This is a genomic window from Promicromonospora sp. NPDC050249 (genome assembly GCF_040656015.1).
Lineage (GTDB): Bacteria > Actinomycetota > Actinomycetes > Actinomycetales > Cellulomonadaceae > Promicromonospora.
This window is the reverse complement of record NZ_JBFAKY010000009.1, coordinates 171,153-191,766: the sequence shown is the minus strand read 5'-3', so window position 1 is coordinate 191,766 and position 20,614 is coordinate 171,153. Positions and strand designations below refer to the sequence as shown.

Sequence of the window (20,614 nt, the reverse complement as noted above, 5' to 3'; positions counted from 1 at the left end):
GTGCAAATTGGTTGCGGAGGCCGGTGACCGTGGGCCGTGCGGAGTGCCCGGGTCGCAGGGCAGAGCGGGATCGTCAGGGGAGCGCGCGGCTTCTGGTTCATGAAAGCGACTGTGCCGATCGGCCGCACGCTTTCCGCACACCGTGGAGCGCACACCCGGCCGCACACCTGCGGGTGTGCAAGACGTACGTGCTGGTCAGGGGCCGCACACCAATTCGTCGGCGGATGCTCCCGAAAAGCCTCGCGGGCACGGGCAATCGGGTGCCATCGTGAGCCGATGAGCGAGCCCCTGGTGCGACCCGCGGTCCTCGACGACGCCGAGGCGATCGCCGTCGTGCACCACACCTCCTGGGTGCAGACGTACTCCGAGTTGCTCCCGGCCGAGCACTGGGAGAGCGACACGGTCGAGCGACGCGCGCAGCGGTGGCACGCGCGGCTGTCCGACGGTCCGGGGAATCTCGCGGTCGCTGTCGTCGGCGAACAGGTGGTGGGCTTCGCCAAGGCTGGCCCCACGCGGAGGAAGAAGAGCGTCCCGTCACCAGTCCGATCCGAGGAGCTATGGGCGCTCTACGTGCTCGGCGAGCGTCAAGGGACCGGGGTCGGCGCGCTATTGCTTGAGACCGTCCTACCACCCACGGTGCCCGCCGAACTTTGGGTCGCCGACGCTAACCCACGTGCGCGAAGGTTCTACGAGAAGCACGGCTTCGCGCCGGACGGCGCCCGGTTCGCCGATGACCTCAACTTCGTTTTGATTCGCATGGTCCGATAGACCTCGCTGGGCCTACGACGTGTTCTCGGGCGCGCACGACCTGTAGAGCGCTTCCAGTGCCACCGGTGTGCACGGACGCCCCAGTTCACCATTCCATGAAGACCACAGGCCGCGGTTCTGGAAGGCTGCCAGCAGCGAGGGGTGCGCGCCTTCGACGTGTGACGTCGAGCGGCTCGAACGCTCGCCGTAACGAACCCACAAGATTTGGAGACAACGCATGGCGATCGCTCTGTACAACACTCTGACAAGGCGCGTCGAGCCGCTTGAGCCGATGACGCCGGGTGTCGTGCGGATGTTCGTCTGTGGACCCACGGTGTACGACCTGGCGCATGTTGGGCATGCGAAGACATATACCCAGTTCGACTTCCTTGCCCGCTACCTTCGGGCGCGCGGCTTTGAAGTGACGTATGCGCAGAACATCACCGATATCGACGACAAGATCATCCGACGAGCCGCCGAGTCGGGCCGCGATCCGCGTGACCTTGCGGCTGAGTTCGAGGACGCTTACCGGCAGGACATGGCTGCGCTCGGGAACACGAGCGTGGACGTCTACGCTCGCGCCCTCGATCACATCGATGAGATCGTCGCTCAGGTCCATGCGCTCATTGAGCGCGGTCATGCCTACCAACTGGACGATGGGTGGTACTTCGACCTGTCGACATTCTCCGGCTACGGAAAGCTGTCCCGACGGACCGAGGTCACTGAGGAAGACTCCGTCGCTCGGATCGACGAGAACGACGCCAAGCGCAACCGTGGAGACTTCGCACTTTGGAAGGCGCGCAAGCCTGGCGAGCCCTTCTGGGACACGCCGCTTGGCCCAGGGCGTCCCGGCTGGCATATCGAGGACACCGCCATCACCGAAGCCCTGTTCGGTCCTCAGTACGATCTGCACGGCGGCGCGGTCGACCTGATCTTTCCGCACCACGAGGCGGAGATCGCTCAGATGGAAGCGGCCTCGGGCAAGGAACCGCTCGTACGCCACTGGGTACACACAGGTCTGCTGCGGGTCGACGGCGCGAAGATGTCCAAGAGCTCGGGCAACTTCCTCACCGTCCATGACGCACTTGCGATGGGTGACTACCGGACGCTGCGGTACGCGTTCCTGTCCCAGCACTATCGCTCTTCGATGGAGCTCTCGGCGACCGTTCTGGAGCAGGCACGCGGTGCGCGCCGCAGGGTGGAGAACCTGGCCCGTCAGATCGACCGTTCCATCGAGGAACCGACCGCCGCGATCGACGCCGCGGAGGCCACCTGGGCGACCATGATCGAACGTCTTGACGATGACCTCGACACATCGGCGGCCCTGGCTGCGCTCTTCGAGTACGTCCGTGAGCAGAACCGCAGTTCCCATCGGCCGGGACCGTCTGCCGAGCGGCTTCTTCAACGGGTGAACGACGTGTTCGACACCTTCGACCTGGCGACACGCACCGTCGACGACTCCGAGATCGAGGCCGCGCTCGCGCGTCGCACAGAGCTCCGAAAGGCACGTGACTTCGCTGGTGCCGACCAGATCCGCGACGCACTGACGGAAAAGGGAATCGTCATCGAAGACACCGCCGGCGGCACCCGCTGGTGGCTGGCCGACACCGTCGTCTCCGGAGGCTAACTCCACCGGCTCGATGTCGTGCCCAATCCAGGTCTTTGCCGAGCCAGGCGGAGAACCTCGCGCGTGTTCGTTCTTGCGGATTGTGCGCCAGGTCGCTCGGCGGCAGCCGCGAGAACGGCTGCCGCCGAGGAACGGTCGGCGGCGGTCGGCGCTGCGACCAGAGTTCCGAAAAAATCGAAGATGACGGCCCGAAACTTCCCCTCGGCACCGCCAACCATGGAATCAGCCGGCGATCTTGGCCAGCTTGCGTCCGACCTTGAGGAAGACCTCGCCAGCCGCCGTGTCGATCCCCGCGAGCACCGTCGCCAGACTCCCGAGGGCATCGTCCAGGGTCAGTGTCGTCTGCTCTTGCCCACCATCGGTCTCGACGACGATCCGCAGACCGTTCTGCTCTGCGACGCGACGGACATCGCCGTTCGACTTCGCGAAACCGAGGCTCTTCACGGCCTCGATGACCGGGAGGTCAAGGTCAGCCACGACCGGGAGGTCGGAGACGTCGCTGAAGGTGCGCTTCGAGAACCGGGCGGCGAACTCCTCGCGGGCCTTCATCGCGGCGTCCACGCCGTGGATCGCAGCGGTGACCTCGCCCGCAAGGATCTTCTTTAGGTCCATCGGGTGCAGGGTGCCGGCCTCGAGCCGCTCGGTGACGACGGCGAGCTCGGTATCGGTCCACTCCGACAGTGCGCGGAAGTACGGCTCGACAAGCCGGTCCGGCACCGACATGAGCTTGCCGAAGATCTCGCCGGCCGGGGCCGCGACAGGCACGTAATTGCCCAGCGACTTGGACATCTTCGCCCCTGTGCCGTCGGTGCCCTCGATGAGCGAGGTCGCCGCGACGATCTCGGGAGTCTGGCCGCTGATCTCCATGACCTTGCGGCCCATCTGCATGTTGAGGAACTGGTCGATCCCGCCGATCTCCACGTCACTGTTGATCTCGACCGAGTCCAAGGCCATGACGACGGAGTAGATCAGCTCGGCCATCGACAGCCCCTGGCCAGCCTCGAGCCGCTTGCGGAAGTCCTCGCGCTGCAGCGGCATCGAGACCGGGATCTTCGCGAGGATCTCGATGATCTGTGGAAGCCTCACGTCGCGCAGCCAGTCGCCGTTGTAGCGGAACTGGGCGTGAGAGAAGTCGAAGAACGGGGTGACCTGATCCTTGTAGGTCGTCAGGTTGCGGGCGATGTCCTCGTCGGTCAGCGCGGGACGCTCGCCGGATCGCCCCGAGGGGTCACCGATCTTCGCGGTGACGTCGCCGACGATGAAGACGACCTGGTGCCCCATCCGCTGGAAGCGGGACAGCAGCATCATCGGCACGGCGTGACCGAGATGGACCTCGGAGCCGGTCGGGTCGATGCCGAACTTCGCGATGAACTTCCGGTCCTCGGCAGCGGCCTTGGCGACGCGCTCGGCAAGCGCGGCCGTGGACGGCTGGAGCTGCTGGGTGCGGACCGCGATCAACTCGGCCTGCTCGGTCGGCGAGAGGTCCGACAGGTCCATCGTGCGGCGGGCCGTGGTCTCGGTGAGCAGGTCGGTGACCGCCTGATAGTCGGCCAGGTCCGCTCCGCGCAGCAGCGTGGTGGCGGTCTGGACGGACTGGGCGAGGCGGGTCATGGTCGTCTGCTGCTCCTGAGGTCGATGGTGAGTTCGTGCTGGTAGAGGCTATCGGCGAGGCGGCCCGGCCGAGGTTTGAGATCGATCATGGGGAGCCTTGCCGCCGTGGCAAGGGTCGATGCGAAACGTGAGGTAGTCGGTCAGGTCGTTGGACCTCGCGGCGCCACCGTGGGCCGTCTTCGAGGAGTATCCGCGCAGCACCGCGAGCTGAGACTGCACGAGTGATGGTCACCCGCCCGCGGATGCTCGGCGCGTCACTGGGGCCCTGCCACGGGCCACCTGATCGTGAGCGTGCCGTGTGAGCGTGGCAGGACCGCTACTGACGATGAGACATCGTCGTCTGGCTTGGTACCGACTGGCCACCACTGGAAGTGCGGTTCGGCGCCGCGGTGGTGGGCTCCGTAGTGGGCGATCATGTCCGCGAGTCGCCGGGTGAGGTGGGCCGCGTCGGGACCTTTCCCGATCGCGCCGACCTCGAGCGTGGTCTCTGTGGCGGGGCGGCGGTGCAAGGCTGCGAACGATGCCCCGTCGACGAGGGCCGGGTAGAACGACATGTCCGAGCCGCGGTCTGCGGGGTCCTCGGTTTCCATCGCGCAGGCGCCTGGCTGGACCAGGATGTAGGTGAGCAGGTCGAGCCAGATGGTGCGGTTCTTGTAGATCACGCCGGACCATGCCTCGACTGGGTCGGAGGCCAGGACACGGTCCGATACCCCGAACGACTTGGGGATCTCGTCGGTGAACTTGAACGTGACCGGCTTGCCAGATGGGCCTGTCAGCAGGATCGACGGCGGGTCGAACAACCCCATGCCCTGCAGCGGGACAAAGCCGCCTGGCACGGTCGACTCTGAGATCAGTCGCCCGTCCTGCTTGCGGAACCCGATGATGCGTTGCAGCCCTGGAGCGATCTGGAGCGGGACGACCAGGACCCCGTCGGGTGCGAGCTGCTCGACCCAGGTCGGGGGCAGGGACCAGGGAGAGGCGGTGACCATGATCCGGTCGAACACACCGCGACCAAGATGCTCGGCGGCATCGGCCGTGACCACCTCGACGCGGTCGGCCAGGCCGACTTGTTCGAGGCCTGCGCGGGTGCGGGCGGTCACTCCTTCGTCGATGTCGACGCTGACTACCGTGCCGGTCGGTCCAGCGAGGTGGGCAAGCATGGCGGCATTCGGGCCGCCGGACCCGATCTCCAGCACTCGCTGACCTGACCGGACCTGGGCTTGGGCCAAGTTGCCCGCGTGCATCACTGGTGCGGACAGCGTGGACAGGGCCCTGCCGTCGTCCGCGAACCGCGTCCGCAGGGCGTCGTGGATCGCGTACAGCAGCTCGGCTGGAGTGCCGGCTGGCGCGAACACCTCGCGTGGAACGGCACGGAACGCGGCCTCGATCCCTGGGTCCGTGAGAACCCCGGACTCGATGAGCTCAGCAATCATCCGCTCGCGTAAGGCTTCGGAGCTTGACTCCGCTTCGGCCTGACGGGCGGTCCTCGTATCGGCCTGTGTCATGCGTTCCCCCTGTGAGTCGATTGCTTCGGTCCATCGATCCCGAATAGTTGCCGGATCGGCGAGACACCTTCGAGCGTGATCTCGGTACGCAGATCGTCCGGGCGGGCGTCCCATTGCTCTCGGGTCATGCGGTAACTGTTCTCGATGACCGAGCGTCCTTCTCTGGCGGTGGCCCGCGTCCCATTTGCCGTGTACCCGAGACGGCGGGACACAGCGTTCGAGGCGGGATTGTCGTCGTGCGCCTCGCTGACCATCTCTGCCGCGTCGAGCCCTTCGAAGGCGAGGTGCAGCACCATGAGTCGCATCCGGGTGCCGATGCCCTGGCCATGATGTCGACGCCCGAGCCAGGATCCGGTGTCTCCGGAACGAGTGACCGGGTAGTCCTTGGCGGAGACCTGCTGTTCTCCGACGATCTCGCCGCTGCTGAACACAGCCAGCGACAGCACCCAGTCATCGGCCGCGGTCCGGCCTCGGTTTCTCCATTGGTGTGCGAGCACATTCCGCTTGACCTCGTCGCTGGTGCCACGGGTCCAGGGCCAGGAGTACGGCACGACGTCGAGGTCGTGCACGCCGTCGGCTGCGAGGTTGGCAAGAGCGAGCAGCTCGGCATCGTCGGGCAGTCGCAGTTCCAGGTCATCCCAACGGACCCGCAGTCCAAACGTCGGCAGGATTACATTCAGAGCGGACCGAGCAGGGCTCGTCATACACGGGACCGCGGTATGCCGATGACGGCGGCTTCGACGAGCCGTGGCCCGGCGTACTCCTCGGGGATGGCGTCCATGATGACTTCGTCGGCGGGTTGGCCGAGCCAGGAGCCGGTGCGTCGTCGGGTACCGACGGTGCGGAAGCCAGCCTTCTCATAGGCGTGGATGGCGGCGGTGTTGTTGGCCAGGACTTCGAGGTAGACGCAGCGCAGCGCGGTGACGTGGAAGGCCCAGTCCAGGACCATCGTGGTTGCGATGGTGCCGGTGCCGTGCCCGCGGTGGTCGGGCTCTCCGATGTAGATGAAGAACTCGCCGGTGCGGTAGCGGTCGTCGATGAGCAGGGACGTCATCCCGACCGGTGTCCAGGTGTCGTTGTGGTGGCGGTAGATCGTGAAGCGGGTCTGGTCGGCGCTGCCTTCGAGCTGGGCTTCCAGGCCAGCGGTGCGCTCGCTGAGGGACTCCGGGGTCTGGCGGGCGTAGCCGGCCATGACGGGCAGGGAGTTCTCCCAGCGCCAGTAGGTCTCGGCCAGGTTGGCGCGGAGAGGGCCGAGGCCGACGTCGTCGTGAGTCAGCCAGAGGTCGGGGGCAATCGTCTCGATGGTGGGCTCCAGGAAGTCGGTTGATCCGTGCTCGGCCTCGTCGCGTTCAGATGGACAGGAGTTGAGCCCAGGCATCCGCGTTGGGCTCCGCGCGTGTGATGTGCCTTCCACGCAAGAAGTGATCGGCTGCGGTGGCCTGCCGGTCCAGGTCGAAGTCCTGCTCTGGGAACCGTTCGGAGAACCAACCTCCAACCTCGGTCCAGGAGTACAGAGCCCATGGCTCAGGGGAGACGGGGGATGGGAACCCTCCTGGGCCACGCTTCCCGGCCGCCAGCAGGCGCACAGACTCCCGGGTGCGACCCGTGCGCGTGGCGATCTCCTTGATCGAGATCAGGTCGTCGGTCTGCAGTCCCACGACGAACACGCCGAACGCCTCGATCTGCTGCACGGTCGAGGTGACTGCTGTCGCGAAGTCGGCTGCATCGACGGCGACGTGCGCCAGCGAGACCGGTCCGCCGCCCTCCAGGCCCGTAACGGACGGCACGTTGCCCGCAATGGCCTCGGTCTGGACGTCGTCCGGATCGCAATCCAGAACGAGAGAGAACTCAAATTCGGTCATCACACGTGCTTCCTGTGCTGTTCGACGAACTTGCGGATCAAGCGCGCGCCATTCTCGGGGTTGCGGCCGGTGGAGAAAACTTTGACGTGTGCTCCGCACGAGCACTCGATATGGCCCCAAGTGTGGCCGCTCAGCTCGCGCACGGTGAAGCCGGCGCGTCGTGCCTCATCGACTGCTTTACGAACTTCTTTGTGCATAGCGATCATCCCCGGCCTGTTGGCAGTGTGCAACACGCTGACTGTGTGGCTCCTCTGATCGAGAGATGCTTGTCAGGCATGGGTCAGTGGGAGCTCGAACTCGGCCGGTCCTGATTCAGACCCGGCCGCGGTTGTGCGCCAGTGAGCGCGTCGTCGTCCCTCGTCTCCACGCGGGTAGGTGAGCCCAGCTTCGCGAGCAGCGCGCTCGACGTCGCGCATGGTGGAGGCTTTGCCGGCAGGCACCGGTGCCTGCCGAACCCACCGGCCCGATCGGAGCGTGTGGACCTCACACCCGGCGAGGTCGGGACTGGAACCGTGCCAGACCCGGACCACGAGAGGGCCCGGCGCACGTTCGACGGCGGTGTGGACGGCCGCGGCGAGCTGTGCCCCCAGCGGTGACAAGCCAGGCCGGCGCGCCGGGGCTGGGACCAGCGATAGGAGGATCGGGACTGCGCCGTTCTCCGCGATGGTCCCGGTGGTCTCGCCAGCCGCCTCACGCACGGTGTCGGGTGCGTGTCCCATAGCGACGCCACGCGCCGCCCATCCCAGCATTGCGATGTCGTTCATTCCATCGCCGACTGCAACGGTGCGCTCGGATGCAACTCCGAGTAGGCACCGGATATGTTCCAGCGCAGTCGCCTTGCTTGTTCCGGGCGCCGTGACATCGAGCCAGTCGTGGCCCGCTGGCGTCACGGTGGCACCGAGGTGACATAGCGCATCCGCGTGGTCGGCGACCTGGTTGGCGTGGAGCGCAACCCGCGAAGCCTGTCCGGCCAGGAGTTCTTCGAGCGGCGTCAGTTTCTGCGGTCCGTTGAGCAGTCCAGGTCCGAACTCGCAGTTCACGCGCCAGCCCCAGCCAACATCCTCAACTGCGACGTTTATGCCGGGCGACAGCCGATTCGCCTGGCGTATCACCGTTCCCACGCTGAAGGCGCGGGCCTCCACCACTTCGTATCCCGACGATGCCCCTCGGTCTAGACGTACCGTCAAGGCTCCGTTGGAACAGACGGCCCAGCCCTCGGTCAGGCCCAGCCTGCGGGCGGCTGCGAGCAGCCCGACAAGCGACCTTCCGGTCGCCAGTACGACGTGATGTCCACTGGCGCGCACCAGTTCCAGCGCTTGCACCGTCTCAGACGGCGCCTTGCCGTCCCGGTCGATCAGCGTGCCGTCGATGTCGAGCGCAATCAGATGCGTTGCCGTTCCTGCCGGTGGCTTTTCCATTGTCGGACCTCCCCAGGTGCGCTTGCTCTGAGAAAGATCCTGAGGCCGTTTTCGGCTCGGTACTAGCCGCTTTCCCGTTGCCGCACAAGGTCGTCTCGAATGCCTTCGAGGAATGGCTTCAAGGCCTCGCCAGACACCGCGTGCTCGGCAAACCCATCGAACTTTGCGACGTAGAGGGCGACGTCTCGGGGGTCGGTCACCACGACCTTCGCATGCACGGTCTCGACACTCACGGAGCGGTCGTCGCGGATGACGAAGGCGTGGTTAGGGATGTCCCGCTGAGCACCAGCCAGCGGCATGACCCGCAGGTCGATATTTGGTAGCCGAGTCAAGGAGATCAGCCGGTCCAGCTGCCCGGCCATGACCGGCGTCGGCACGATCAACCACCGCAGGACCGGTTCGGTGATGACGAAGCGCAGCGTCTTGTCCTCGTCGTAGAGGACCTCCTGGCGCTCAAGCCGTGCGCTCATGGTGCGTCGCACCGTCTCTTCGGTGAGGTCGTCGTGCCGAGACAGGATCGCCCGCATGTACTCCGGCGTCTGCAGCAGACCTGGCACCAGCGCGGGCTGGAACACCCGCAGCAGATCCATATCGGCCTCGACGGCCTGCAGCTGCTTCTGCGCTTTGTGTAGACCAGCACGCTGGATCAGGCGCCAAGCCGTTGCCTCGGTGGCCACCGCACGAGCGGCCTCCATGTACTCCGCCTTGACCTCGTTGGAAACACCGATGGAGGTCAGGATCCGGTCGACGTCGTCCGCGCTGGGGGAGAGCTTGCCGGTCTCGATCTTGCTCAGCTTGCTCGCGGACATGACAGAGCTACGGGCCACGGTCTTGGCCTCTGTCCCAGAGGCTTGTCGTAGTGCCCGCAGCGCTGCGCCCAACTCGGAACGGTTCACTCGCCGTACATCACCCACCAGTCTGCGAACGGCACTGCGTGCGCCAAGGCTGTCTCACGGTAGGCGACGTACTCCGGGCCGTGTTCGTCCGGCAGAACGTCGGCCCCGATGAACTTGCCGTCGCTGTAGTTGAACCGGGCAGGCGTGGTCGAATCGAAGAGCCAGAAGTCCCCGACTTGGTCAGGTAGCGGTGTGGGCTGCTCGGTCACGTCGAGGATGAAGAACTCCTCACCAGCCGTGGCATTGGTGGCATAGCCCCAGCCGAGCTCGAAGCGCAGGTAGGGCGTCAGCGGCCGGCGAAGAACATGGACGCGGTACATGCGCCGTCCCGCGTCAGTGTGGGTCCGTACCTCGTCGAGCCAGTCAAGGTTGTAGTCCGCAGGCTTGTCCTGGCCGTCGAGGAACAACTTGTAGGCGTCGATGTTGCCGGATCGGCTGTAGTCGTCGAGAGTCTCCAGCCGGAAGGCTTCGCGCTGAAACTGGTCGAACAGGTCTCCCAGGGTCTTAGGCGCCAAGCCGGTCACCGAATGCCTTCCGGATCAGGTCCAAGGGAATCTCAACCAGGGTTTCGTGCGCGGGGATCGTCAGACCATGATCGGTCGGCGTCTCACCCTGGACCAGGATCGTGCCTCGGTCGGTCTCGTAGATCGTCGGGCAGTCGTTCTTATCGCACGTGCTCGCGAGCGTTGTCACCTTCATGGCGGTTCCCCCTTGGCTGGCCTGCTGTCGCGTTCGATTCTTCGGTGTGTGTGGCGGCTGGGCAAGGGGATCGAGTTTCTACAACGGGAAAGCGGCGCTTTGGGTCGGAAGTCTCACGAGCCCAGCGGGACCGCTTGATTTGCTACGCGGGAGTCTCGCGAGGTGCTGCCGTTCCCCGTCGTCAGGCACGAGGCATGCGGCCAGGGACCTGCTTCCACCGGTCGATTCGGCCACAGGCGCGCCACCGGTCGGGTCCGACTGACATGACGAGGCCCGCATCGACGAACGTGTCGAGGCACGACATCAGAGCCTTAAGGGCGTAGTCGCCATCGTGTGTCCAGGTGATCGACGCGGTTCGGAGCGCAGTCCAGCAGTCGTCGAGTGCAAAGTCGCGCCCCAGCCTGTTGTAGATCAGAGCTTCGTACAGCACGGTGTGCCAGTGGACCGGGATGGCTTCGATCGCCCAGTCGTCATCGCTCGAGTCCCTCAGCGGGCGAGGGGAATTGCCCCACACCCGGTGAACCAAGCGGCGTGCTCTCGACGCGAGCCAAGCGGCACGCCGCCGATGTTCCTCTTCTTCCAGTGCTTCCTCGATCGCGCGTTCGTCAGCAGCTTCTTCTGCGGCAGCACGGGCGGCTCCCTTTATGGCGGCGTCAATTCTCCGCATCGTCGGTGTCACCAGCCCTTCGTGGGGGTCCAGAACGCAGGCATCGAGCTCGTCGACGCGCAACCACGCAGTGGAATCCCACTTGAGCCGCGTTGTAAACCGCCGATCACCAGCCAGCGTGCCGATCTGGCGAGTGACTGGGTTGATGACAAGCACATGCCGATCCGCCGCTGCGAGCGTTCGCCCAAGTGCCGGCACGCGGACCGCAGATGCAAACTTCGGATCCCGCTGCACGCGCGTGTGGCCCACAAGCCACGTGACTGTGACCCCTTCGCGGTCAAGGTCGGTCTGCTTCGCAGCCCAGAGCTCGGCGGGGAAGTGTTTGTACTCGACCTCCAGAGCGAGTCGTTGACCCGTTGGCCAGGTCACCAGCACGTCGGGACGGCGGTTGAGCTCGAGCTCGATGTTCTTGATGCTCTGTTCTTCGACGACGATGGCGCCACCGCTCGCCTCCCGAGCCGCCCATTGAGCGAGCATGGCCTTGGACGCGAGGTGGTTGACTCCTTCCGGACCGCCCGGGTGTTCGACAGCCGTGACATGGAAGAAGTGGTCGCGCTTCGATCCGCCGCGCGTCGAGATCAGCTCTTCACACTCCGGGACGAGACAGGTCCACTCTGCGCGGGCCGTCTTGCGGACTTCCGCTGCAGCGCCTGGAGCGATGAATACCGGCTCACCGGTGATCCGATGACGAGCCCAGACCTGTCGGGACTCGCGGTCGAGAAAGGCGGCAACCGCCTCGTGCCCCTGCTCCACGCCGCGACCGTACATGGCAGCTGCTCCGGGCGATAGGACGTCGTGTGATAGTTCATGCCGATTAACCGGCGGTGGTGAACTCTGGTCCGGTGATGACCGCAGCGACGGTCATGTGCAGCGGAAATTGACGCTGTTGGATCAGGTCAAACAGCCCGTACATCATCCTGGCGATGTAGACCCACTCCAGCCGCACGGGCGACTTACGCCCCGGCACGAGCGCGTCGTCCGCAGGACGTCCGAACCAGGCGGAAGGGGGAGCGGCTCAGGGGCGCACGTGGATGACGGCGTGGGTGCCGTCGGTGCGCCATCCAGGAGCGGTGGTCCCCAGGTGTGCCAGGCGATCCGGGTCCACGCCGACGGCGACGTCGGACTTGAGGGTCCGTAGCGCGGCCAGCGGGGCGGGGAAGTAGGACGTCAGGTACTGGAACGAGGTGGTGGGACTCCAGTGGGCGTCGCCGACCAGGCGGCGGTAGTTCAGGTCGCCCTTGATGATCACGACGGTCGCCTCGGCCAACTCGGTGGCAAGGTCGTCCGGCAATTCGTGGAATGTCAGCGGACTGCACCAGAACGGGTGGGCGTGCACCCGGAGTCGCCCATCGCTGATTGCGGCCGTGAGACGGGCGGCGATTCCGCTGGCGGTGTCGCCTGCCGCTGCCAGGTGCCGTAGTACCTGTAGCAGGTCGGCGGTCGTGGCATCGGAGACGTAGTAGGGGTGAGGCTTGAGGTGCAGCGCCACGATCGCGGCGCGTTCGGTCGCCAGCAGACGGTCGATCAGGACGAGATCGGCGACCAACTCCCGGCCGGCGTTGTCCGCGATCAGGTGCACCCTGCCCGGAGCGCCTGCGTCCAGAAAGCGCCACAGCTCTGCCGAGTCGTCGGCGACGAGGTCGTCGACCTGGTCCTTGCCCTGTGCGCCCGGGTCGGACATCCGGAAGCCGAGGTCGGCACGGTTGCCCCACAGGGAGGCAGCCAGAGCCGTGGACAGGCTGGCCTGGTCTGGGGCCGCAACGAGACGGTCAAGGTCTCTCAGATCGCGGGCGAGATCGGGCGTGTTGAGCTCCGCGTTCTTCTGCGGTGCGAACGGGTCGATCCCGGCCCACGGTCCCGAGCCGAAGTAGCCGGTGGCCTCCAGCAGGAGACGGTAGAAGTAGGACTCGGCCCACAGGAACGGAACATCGACCCATGCGCGGCCCAGGTACGGGGCCGCCCATTCGTGCCACGTCGCCAGGCCGTGAGAGCCAGCCGGAAGCGGCGGAATGGTGCCGCCGATCGTCACCAGCAGCTGATCGAGCGACTCCTGGATCGCCGCTGGGTAGGGCACGAGCTGGCGAACGGTCGCGATCAGGTCTGGGTGCCTTCGCGTCAGCACGCCGCGGGCGAAGGAGCCGGGCACGTTTGACACGATCGGCGCCGCGGCCGGGAGGGGATTCTGGTCGTGGTTGATGGTCACTCGTTGGCTCCTCGTTCATCGCCATCCAACTTGAACGACGGCGTTCCTATCCTCGCTGGACACAAGAGTCGAACGAAACCGCCCAGCGTCGAACGAATACTGAAACCGCCACGGGAGTGGCCACCTTGACGTGCGCCCAGGGGGCGCAGCCACAGATTTCACGGGTATCCAGTCCACGGCTCGTTCGGTAGCTGTGCCCGCCCATCCCCTCGGGGATGGGCGGGTTCTTGGCATGTAAAAGACCCGGGGTCCACACCCGCGACCTTCGCGCGACCAGGCAGCAGCGACACAAGCGGCGAGCAGCGACGGCGACGCACAGGCGGTGTGACGACGCACGGCACACGGCTGACACGACGCAGTGGCTGCGCGGATATGGCGGGCAGGCGAGACCAGCGGACAGCGGGTCCCGCGGACCGCCCGACGAAGGCCACACACCTAATGCACAACGCTGTGAGCGGTCCCGAGTCAACTCTGAGTTGACCCGCTCCAGCCCTGCCGGGAGGGGTGGGGGACATGATGACGGTCCACGTGCTCAGCGCCGGTGGCGGGTACACGTACCTCACCCAGCAGGTCGCGTCCGGGGACGTCCCGCGTGAGCGGGGCATGTCGTTGACGGCGTACTACATGCAGCACGGCAACCCGCCCGGCCAGTGGGTCGGCTCTGGGTTGGAGCAGCTCGGGGTCTCGGGGCAGGTGGCCGAGAAGCAGATGCAGTCCCTGTACGGCAAGGGCCGCCACCCCGACGCGGACCGCCTGGAGGTCGAGGCCCTGGCTCGCGGCATGTCGAAACGGGACGCGGAGCGCGAGGGCGCCCTAGGGCGCGCGTTTCCCGAGTTCAGGGCCCGCCCTGACGACGGGTACAAGCAGGCGTTGGAGGCAGCGTTCGCGCAGTTCGCGGCCGAGCATGATCGTCCGCCGGAGGCGGGGATCGAGCGGGACTTGATCCGCTGGAACGTCGCCCGGACCCTGGCGCAGCAGGAGAAGAACGATAAGGACTCGGGCGCGGTGACCGACGCCGACGTCGCGCAGTGGCTGGCCAAGCGCGGGCAGCAGCCGCGCCGCGCGGTGGCCGGGTATGACCTGGTCTTCACGCCGTCCAAGAGCATCTCGGTCCTGTGGGGCCTGGGCGATCCGGCTACCCGTGAGGTGATCACTCAGGCGCACACCGAGGCGTGGCGGGACACCCTGGCGTGGATCGAGTCCGAGGGCGCGCTCACCCGGGCCGGTGCCGGTGGTGTGCGGCAGATCGATACCCATGGCCTCACAGCGGTGGCGTTCGATCACCTCGACTCACGTACCGGGGACCCGAACCTGCACACCCATGTCGCGGTCTCCACCAAGGTCCGTGGCATCGATGGTGGGTGGCGGGCTCTGGACGGACGCGTCCTGCTCGGCCTGAAGGTCGCGGCGTCGGAGCGGTACAACACGCGGATCGAGCAGCTGCTGGTCGAGCGTCTCGGGGTCGCGTTCCACACCGAGACGCGAGGCCGGGGTAAGCAGGGTGTGCGGGAGATCGTCGGGATCCCAAAAGCGCTGCGGGATGCGTTCTCGCGGCGGCGGGCGGCAATCCAGGAGTCCTACGAGACTCTCCGAGCCGCCTACCGTGCCAAGTACGGGCATGAGCCGGGTACGAAGGTGGCGTACGGGTTGGCGCAGCAGGCCAACCTCGACACCCGGCAGGCTAAAGGCGCACCGGTCGGGCTACGGGAACGGCTCCCGCAGTGGCACAAAGTCGCCGCCCGGGTCCTGGGCGGCGAGGACGCCGTCGCACGGATGCTCGTCACCGTGCTGCACCCGAGCCCCGGGACCGAGCGGGTCGTGGTCGACGAGCCGAAGGACCTGTGGCCCGCCGTCGCTCAAGACCTTGCCAGGCGCGGGATCGCGCGGTGGACGCTCCAGGACGTCACCGACGCCGTCGAGGGCCTCGCCGCATCGTGGCCACGCGCGCAGGTCTTTCGGCAGCTGCGGTGGCGCACACCCACCGGCCGCCAAGCTGTGCTCGCGGGACTGGCGGAGGAGGTGCTGGCAGACGGCGACCTGGTCGACGCGTGCCTGACCAACGTGGCGGGCAAGCGGGCGACGTGGACGACCTACCACCTGCAGGCCGAAGCCACCCGCCTCGCCAGGGAACACGCCCCCACAGGGACCGACCTGCTGGCCTTGGCCGTGACGATCACCGGGCACGCCGTCGCCGACAGCCTCCAGATCACGCCACCGGACCTGAACGAACCCCCGGACGTGATGCGCCGCAAGGACGGCGAGTCGGTGTACTTCGTGCACGGCTATACCCGGTACACCTCCCTGGCGGTCCTGGAAGCCGAGGACCAGCTCCTTGCCGCTGCCCGCACCGCCGGTGGGCTGATCATCGAGCCGACCGAGGTGGACCGTGCCATCGAGCGGGTGAGGGCCGAGACTGGTCGGGTCCTGAATCCGGGGCAGCGGGAGCTGGTCGCGCACTTCGCGGCCAGCACCGTCCTGGCGGCGGGGATCGGGCCGGCCGGGACCGGGAAGACGACCGCGATGCGCGCCCTGGCCGCCGCTGTCCAGGACGCGGGCGGCAAGCTCATCGCGCTCGCGCCGTCGGCCGCCGCCGCGGAAGTCCTCGGCGCCGACCTCGGCATCACCGCGGAAACCCTGGACATGTTCCTCTTGGCCAATCAGGGGGCGGGCGGCAAACGACTCAGGGAACGTCTCACGGTCGGCGAAGGCACCGTTGTGCTGGTCGACGAGGCCAGCCTGGCCGGCACCCTCGCCCTCGCGCAGGTCCTGGCCATTACCCGACAAGCCGGGGGCAGCGTCCGGCTGCTCGGCGACCCCGCCCAGCTCGGCGCCGTCGCGGCCGGCGGGGCGCTCCGCCTGATCGCGGAGCAGGCGGGCGCGGCCGAGCTGACGGAGATCCACCGGTTCCACACCACCGGGGAGGCCGAGGCCTCCCTCCAGCTCCGCGACGGTGACCATCGGGGTCTGGACTTCTACGTCACGCGGCACCGCACCCTGGGCGGGTCGGCGGCGCAGATGGCGGAGGAGATGTTCGCGAACTGGCAGACCGACTCCGACCACGGCCGCAAGACGATCATGATCGCCGCGACGAACGATCTGGTGGCCGACCTGTCTGCCCGCGCTCGCCTGCACCGCGTCGCCCGCGGCGAGGTCGAGGAAGACGGCGTGACTCTGCGCGATGACAACCGCGCTGGCATCGGCGACGTCATCGTTACCCGGCTGAACAACCGCCACCTGCACGCCGAACACGACGACGGCCACATCGACTGGGGCCACGACTGGATCAAGAACGGTGACCTGTGGCGCGTCACCGCCCGCAGCGAGGAGGGTGCCCTGCAGGCTGAGCACCTGGAGACGGGCGCGACGGTGGTGCTCCCGGCCGACTACGTCGCCGCCCACGTCGAGCTCGGATACGCCGCGACCATCCACCGGGTGCAGGGCATGACCGTGGACACCAGCCACGCGATGGTCGGCGTCGGCATGACTCGCAACGAGCTCTACACCGCCATCACCCGAGGCCGGGACTCCAACCGCGTGTACGTGGAGACCGACGACGTCCTCGACCTCGACCCGCACCGGCAACCAGACCTGGAGCGCGCGGTACTGAACGCGCTCAAGGGCGTCCTGGACCGTGACGGCGAGGAGAAGTCCGCTTCCCGAACCATCGAGGAGGAATGGGATCACGCGCACTCCCTGGCCCGGTTGGTGCCGGAGTACGAGGACGCCTACCTGGCCTTCCTCGAACCTGACCGCCCCGGACGCCTGGCCGAAGCCGTCCGGTCGGTCCTGCCTGAGCGGATGGCCGACCTGGTGCTAGCGGACGAGGCATGGTCTTCACTGGCCAAGCGCCTATCCCAGCACGAAGCCGCTGGCGCCGACCCCGAGACCGTGATCCGGCGCGCGGCAGGGGAGGGGTTCCAGGGCGCGCGGTCGATCGCGAAGGTCCTGCACCACCGCATCGGCCACCCCCTACCCCACGACAGGGACGGGCGCGGGCTGCCTGCCTGGATCACGACCGCCCCCGACACCGCCCAGAACCTCCTCTGGGACACCGACGCGACCCAGCCCGCCATGACCTCGCAGCAGGAGACGAGCAAGGAACGCCCGACGGCGACAAGAGACGCCGGTGCAGAAGCCGGTGCGGGGTCGTCGACGCCGGTCGACGAGGGGGAGCGGGCGCTAGTCGTGGAGATCACCAGGCACGCCTGGACCTGGTGGACCAAGCAGAACGCCAGCCAGTCGTGGGCCACTCGGTACATGACCGGGCGTGGCCTCGCCGACGCCGAATGGGGCACCGCGCCAGCGTCCTGGACCGGCCTGACCGACCACCTCCAGTCCCTCGGATACACGCCCGACCAGCTCGTCACCGCCGGCGTCGCGACCCGGACCCGGAACGGCAAGGTGATCGACAAGTACCGCAACCGGATCGTCTTCCCCTACCGTGACCAGGCCGGGGCCGTCGTCGGCGTCACCGGACGCATCAACCCCGCCCAGGCCACCGAGGGTGACGGGCGGGCACCGAAGTACCTCAATACACCCGAGACCGCTGCCTACCGCAAGGGCGAGCTCCTGTACGGCCTTGCCCCCGACGCGGTCGCACGGCTGACGGCAGGGGCACGCCTGGTCTTGGTCGAAGGACCCACCGACCACGCCGCGTTTCACCTCGCCGCAACTCGCCTCGCCCAGCAGACCGGGATCGAGATCGTGCCTGTCGCGGCTTGCGGCACCGGCATCACCCAGCAGCACCTGCAAGCCTTGCGGGAGGCGACCGGGCGGGACCTGACCGACCTGATCGTGGCCCTGGACCCCGACACCGCCGGACGCACCGCCGCCGCCCGCGTCTGGCAGGCCCTCACCCCGCACGAAGCCGCCCACGCACAGGCCCTGGACCTACCGGCAGACCCCGCTCAGATCACGCTCGAGGCACCCGACGACCTGGCCTCAGCTCTTCGCGAGCCGGTGCCGTTGGCGTGGTTCGCGATGGAACCCAACCTTGCCTCCATTCGGTCTATCGACCACTCCGAACGGCAGGCCATGCTGCTGCGTGCTCTGGTCGATCATCTCTATGACCGCGTCGAGCTGGCCCAGTGGCAGGCCCTGGTAGAACATGTCGCACGGAATGTTGGCAACTCCTCGGTTGTGTCCACGCAAGTCCAGCTCGACACTGCCGCAGTGCGCAGGGTTATGACCGACCACCTCGTCGAGCGTTTCCTGGCCGGAGCGCAGGCAGACACTGGATCTGACATCGACCTGACTGCCCGGGCGACCGACACGACGGGGACTGAGCGGCCGCAGGTGGTGACTAACCAGTACGTGCGCGCTTGGCTGGTACGGCACGCCAACCTGATCGCCTCCCGCCTGGACACTCTCGTCCAGCACGCTCTGTCCAAGCCGGAGCTGTGGATGGAAAACATCACCGCTCCACCCCTGCCGGGTGCTGCCCACGACATGTGGAAGGCGGCGATGCGGCAGGTGCTGGCCTACCGCGACCGATACCAGATCACCGACCCCGGCAACCCTCTAGGCCCCGATGCGCAGGGGGGAGAGCGCGGCAACGCCTACGCCCTCGCCGCCCTAGCCCTGAAAGCCATCACCGCAACCGGCCACGCCGAGCTCCGACCGATAGCCCGGTCTGTGCCGCGACCGATGGAACGCGTACCGGTGCTCCTGGCCGATGCACGGGCCGCCGCCGAACCGATGCGCCGCGGGGCGGACGAACGTGTCAGGCGCGACCACGCTGACCGGGAGCACGAGCGCGTGACCAGCCCGGCCTGGTAATCATTTCGGGCCGGGAGCAGCGACTTCGCTGCTCTGCAACGGGCTACCGTATGGGTTATCGATTGGCGCTATGACCGGGATATTCGCAGAAGGAGTGCTGACACCTTCCGATACCCCTGGACTGCAGCGATCAGTCGCGGTTCGGCGATAGCAGTCAGCCGACTCGCGTGCGTGCGCCCTACGAAACGACAGTCGGCTAAGATCATGTGGCTACCGACGCGTCTGAAGATTGGTGGAACGCATGACGGAGATCCTCCGCTCCGAGATTCCCACCATCGTCGTCGAATGCGCGTGCTCGCACTGCCGCCAGCACGCCAACCGTAAGGGCCTGGATTTCCCGTTGCGGGCTGAGGTGAACGTCAAGATGGCTGATGCGATCTGCAGCACCGCCGAAGGCCGGCACTCGATGGTGCAGAAGGCGCATCAGCCTCCGTTCGGCCAAATGGACACCATGCAGGCAAGGTTCGGCCCGTGGGTCGCCGGAGTGGGCGCGCCCACGTAAGCGAGGTGCTGACACACACGGACTGTGCCAGCCTGGACTCTGGTGCGTGAGCTGAGATGCCCACTGCAGAGATTTCAGCGGTGAGCTTCCTGACCATTGTCGCGGTGTTCGCACCAGTGCTTGTCTAGCCACTCGACCTGTTCGGCACGTAGCTGTGTCATTAACGGTTCGCCGTGGAGTCGGTGGTACTGCGGATAATCGGCCAGATCGGGAGCGACATCGATCAGGTATGGCAAGGTCGGGGTCGCTGCGAGGAGTCCGTCGTCGAAGAGGCGATGGATGTCGCGGCGCAGCATGAGGCCACCGTGCTCATAGTGCTTTCCGAGCTGTGCGTAGCGGTAAAGATGGCCCGCCTCCAGGACCCGCGCGGGAGCGGCGCCGGTGAACGCGCAGTTGTTTCCCTGGGCGGCCAGGATCTGCTCGCGAAACTGTCGTTGTCCCCTGCGGACGCGGACGATCGACTGGTCGAACCCATGGACGAGCTCGATGCGGGGGTTGTTCGCTGTCGGCCAAGACAGATCTGGTACACGTGCGATGACGCGCTCGATCGCGCGACCTGCGCCCTTGTCGGCCAGCGCTTGCTGGAACGCATGCCAGTCGAGTTCGCGGATGGAGTTGAAGCTGCCCTGCGCCTTGATGAACGGCCGGATCTCCGCCTTGTCGAGAACGCCGTCCAGCGAGGTCCAGGCCGCGTCGTAGCGGGCCGTGAACATCGTGACATCGGTCTTTTCGAGTCGGGGCGTGTCGAACTCGGCCCTGCACCTGGAGCAGCGGAATCGCGGGCGCATCGTCGACCGCTCCGAGGGGCGGGTCGCCCCGCACTCACGGCAGCGTCGTAGCGTCTTGGTGCCCGACCAGGACTCGATGTCCTCGACGACTGAGATACCGAGCAGGAGACCTGTTCGGTCCCACAACGCGATCGGGTCGCCAGGACTCAGGCGCTGGTGGTTCTGGACCTTGCTGTCGTACAGGTACTCGACACCGAGCTGGTCTCCGTACCGGGGGTTCTCGTTGTCGCCCTCGTCCGTCATCAGCAACCAGGCCGTCCGGCCACTAGCGCTGCGATTCATGCCCACAGCTTTGCACGGCAGGAGCGAAG

General features: G+C 66.9%; 17 protein-coding genes. 4 read left to right on the top strand and 13 right to left on the bottom strand.

The genetic code is table 11. From position 1 onward, the window contains the following. Positions 1-276: 276 nt before the first annotated feature. Both AB0I32_RS10050 and cysS read left to right on the top strand, forming a co-directional pair. Complete coding sequence (locus tag AB0I32_RS10050) at positions 277-768, top strand: GNAT family N-acetyltransferase (protein ID WP_357505381.1); 492 nt, start codon at positions 277-279, stop codon at positions 766-768. A 217-nt stretch (positions 769-985) separates the two neighbouring features. Beyond that, a complete protein-coding gene (gene cysS, locus AB0I32_RS10045) occupies positions 986-2,374 on the top strand; it encodes a cysteine--tRNA ligase (protein ID WP_357505379.1) in 1,389 nt (462 codons plus the stop codon). A gap of 222 nt (positions 2,375-2,596) precedes the next feature. Here cysS and tyrS read toward each other — a convergent pair whose 3' ends face one another. The 12 genes from tyrS to AB0I32_RS09985 all read right to left on the bottom strand — a co-directional run bounded on the left by tyrS (position 2,597) and on the right by AB0I32_RS09985 (position 13,235). Next, complete coding sequence (gene tyrS, locus AB0I32_RS10040) at positions 2,597-3,985, bottom strand: tyrosine--tRNA ligase (RefSeq protein WP_357505377.1); 1,389 nt, start codon at positions 3,983-3,985, stop codon at positions 2,597-2,599. A 254-nt stretch (positions 3,986-4,239) separates the two neighbouring features. After that, positions 4,240-5,490: a methyltransferase, FxLD system gene (gene fxlM / locus AB0I32_RS10035; protein ID WP_357505375.1), complete on the bottom strand. Its 1,251-nt coding sequence runs from the start codon at positions 5,488-5,490 to the stop codon at positions 4,240-4,242. Beyond that, the gene (locus tag AB0I32_RS10030; protein ID WP_357505373.1) at positions 5,487-6,194 is read right to left on the bottom strand and encodes a GNAT family protein; all 708 of its coding nucleotides are present in this window, start codon (positions 6,192-6,194) and stop codon (positions 5,487-5,489) included. Before AB0I32_RS10030 ends, fxlM begins: the two co-directional genes overlap by 4 nt. Then, positions 6,191-6,868 (bottom strand): GNAT family protein, encoded by a 678-nt coding sequence (locus tag AB0I32_RS10025; RefSeq protein WP_357505371.1) that lies wholly within the window; start codon positions 6,866-6,868, stop codon positions 6,191-6,193. The genes AB0I32_RS10030 and AB0I32_RS10025 overlap by 4 nt, the downstream gene beginning before the upstream one ends. Further along, positions 6,840-7,352, bottom strand: coding sequence for a hypothetical protein (locus tag AB0I32_RS10020; RefSeq protein ID WP_357505369.1), 513 nt, complete (start codon positions 7,350-7,352; stop codon positions 6,840-6,842). The genes AB0I32_RS10025 and AB0I32_RS10020 overlap by 29 nt, the downstream gene beginning before the upstream one ends. Then, positions 7,352-7,585 (bottom strand): hypothetical protein, encoded by a 234-nt coding sequence (locus AB0I32_RS10015; RefSeq protein ID WP_357505367.1) that lies wholly within the window; start codon positions 7,583-7,585, stop codon positions 7,352-7,354. Before AB0I32_RS10015 ends, AB0I32_RS10020 begins: the two co-directional genes overlap by 1 nt. Positions 7,586-7,621: 36 nt before the next feature. Continuing rightward, entirely contained in the window at positions 7,622-8,770 is a 1,149-nt protein-coding gene (locus AB0I32_RS10010) for an HAD family hydrolase (protein WP_357505365.1), read from the bottom strand. Positions 8,771-8,832: 62 nt separating this feature from the next. After that, positions 8,833-9,666 (bottom strand): helix-turn-helix transcriptional regulator, encoded by an 834-nt coding sequence (locus AB0I32_RS10005; RefSeq protein WP_357505363.1) that lies wholly within the window; start codon positions 9,664-9,666, stop codon positions 8,833-8,835. Then, positions 9,663-10,190 (bottom strand): DUF6879 family protein, encoded by a 528-nt coding sequence (locus AB0I32_RS10000; protein WP_357505361.1) that lies wholly within the window; start codon positions 10,188-10,190, stop codon positions 9,663-9,665. Before AB0I32_RS10000 ends, AB0I32_RS10005 begins: the two co-directional genes overlap by 4 nt. Further along, positions 10,171-10,365, bottom strand: coding sequence for a hypothetical protein (locus tag AB0I32_RS09995; protein ID WP_116676516.1), 195 nt, complete (start codon positions 10,363-10,365; stop codon positions 10,171-10,173). Before AB0I32_RS09995 ends, AB0I32_RS10000 begins: the two co-directional genes overlap by 20 nt. A gap of 181 nt (positions 10,366-10,546) precedes the next feature. Then, positions 10,547-11,785 (bottom strand): competence protein CoiA family protein, encoded by a 1,239-nt coding sequence (locus AB0I32_RS09990; protein ID WP_357505359.1) that lies wholly within the window; start codon positions 11,783-11,785, stop codon positions 10,547-10,549. 262 nt (positions 11,786-12,047) lie between these two features. Continuing rightward, on the bottom strand, positions 12,048-13,235 hold the full coding sequence (locus AB0I32_RS09985; protein ID WP_357505357.1) for a damage-control phosphatase ARMT1 family protein: 1,188 nt from the start codon (positions 13,233-13,235) through the stop codon (positions 12,048-12,050). Positions 13,236-13,748: 513 nt separating this feature from the next. On the opposite strand from AB0I32_RS09985, the gene mobF reads away from it, so the two are divergent. Continuing rightward, a complete protein-coding gene (gene mobF, locus AB0I32_RS09980; RefSeq protein WP_357505355.1) occupies positions 13,749-19,013 on the top strand; it encodes a MobF family relaxase in 5,265 nt (1,754 codons plus the stop codon). A gap of 241 nt (positions 19,014-19,254) precedes the next feature. Beyond that, positions 19,255-19,515 (top strand): hypothetical protein, encoded by a 261-nt coding sequence (locus AB0I32_RS09975; RefSeq protein ID WP_357505354.1) that lies wholly within the window; start codon positions 19,255-19,257, stop codon positions 19,513-19,515. Positions 19,516-19,589: 74 nt separating this feature from the next. Here AB0I32_RS09975 and AB0I32_RS09970 read toward each other — a convergent pair whose 3' ends face one another. Then, a complete protein-coding gene (locus AB0I32_RS09970; RefSeq protein WP_357505352.1) occupies positions 19,590-20,585 on the bottom strand; it encodes an HNH endonuclease signature motif containing protein in 996 nt (331 codons plus the stop codon). Positions 20,586-20,614 lie beyond the last annotated feature (29 nt).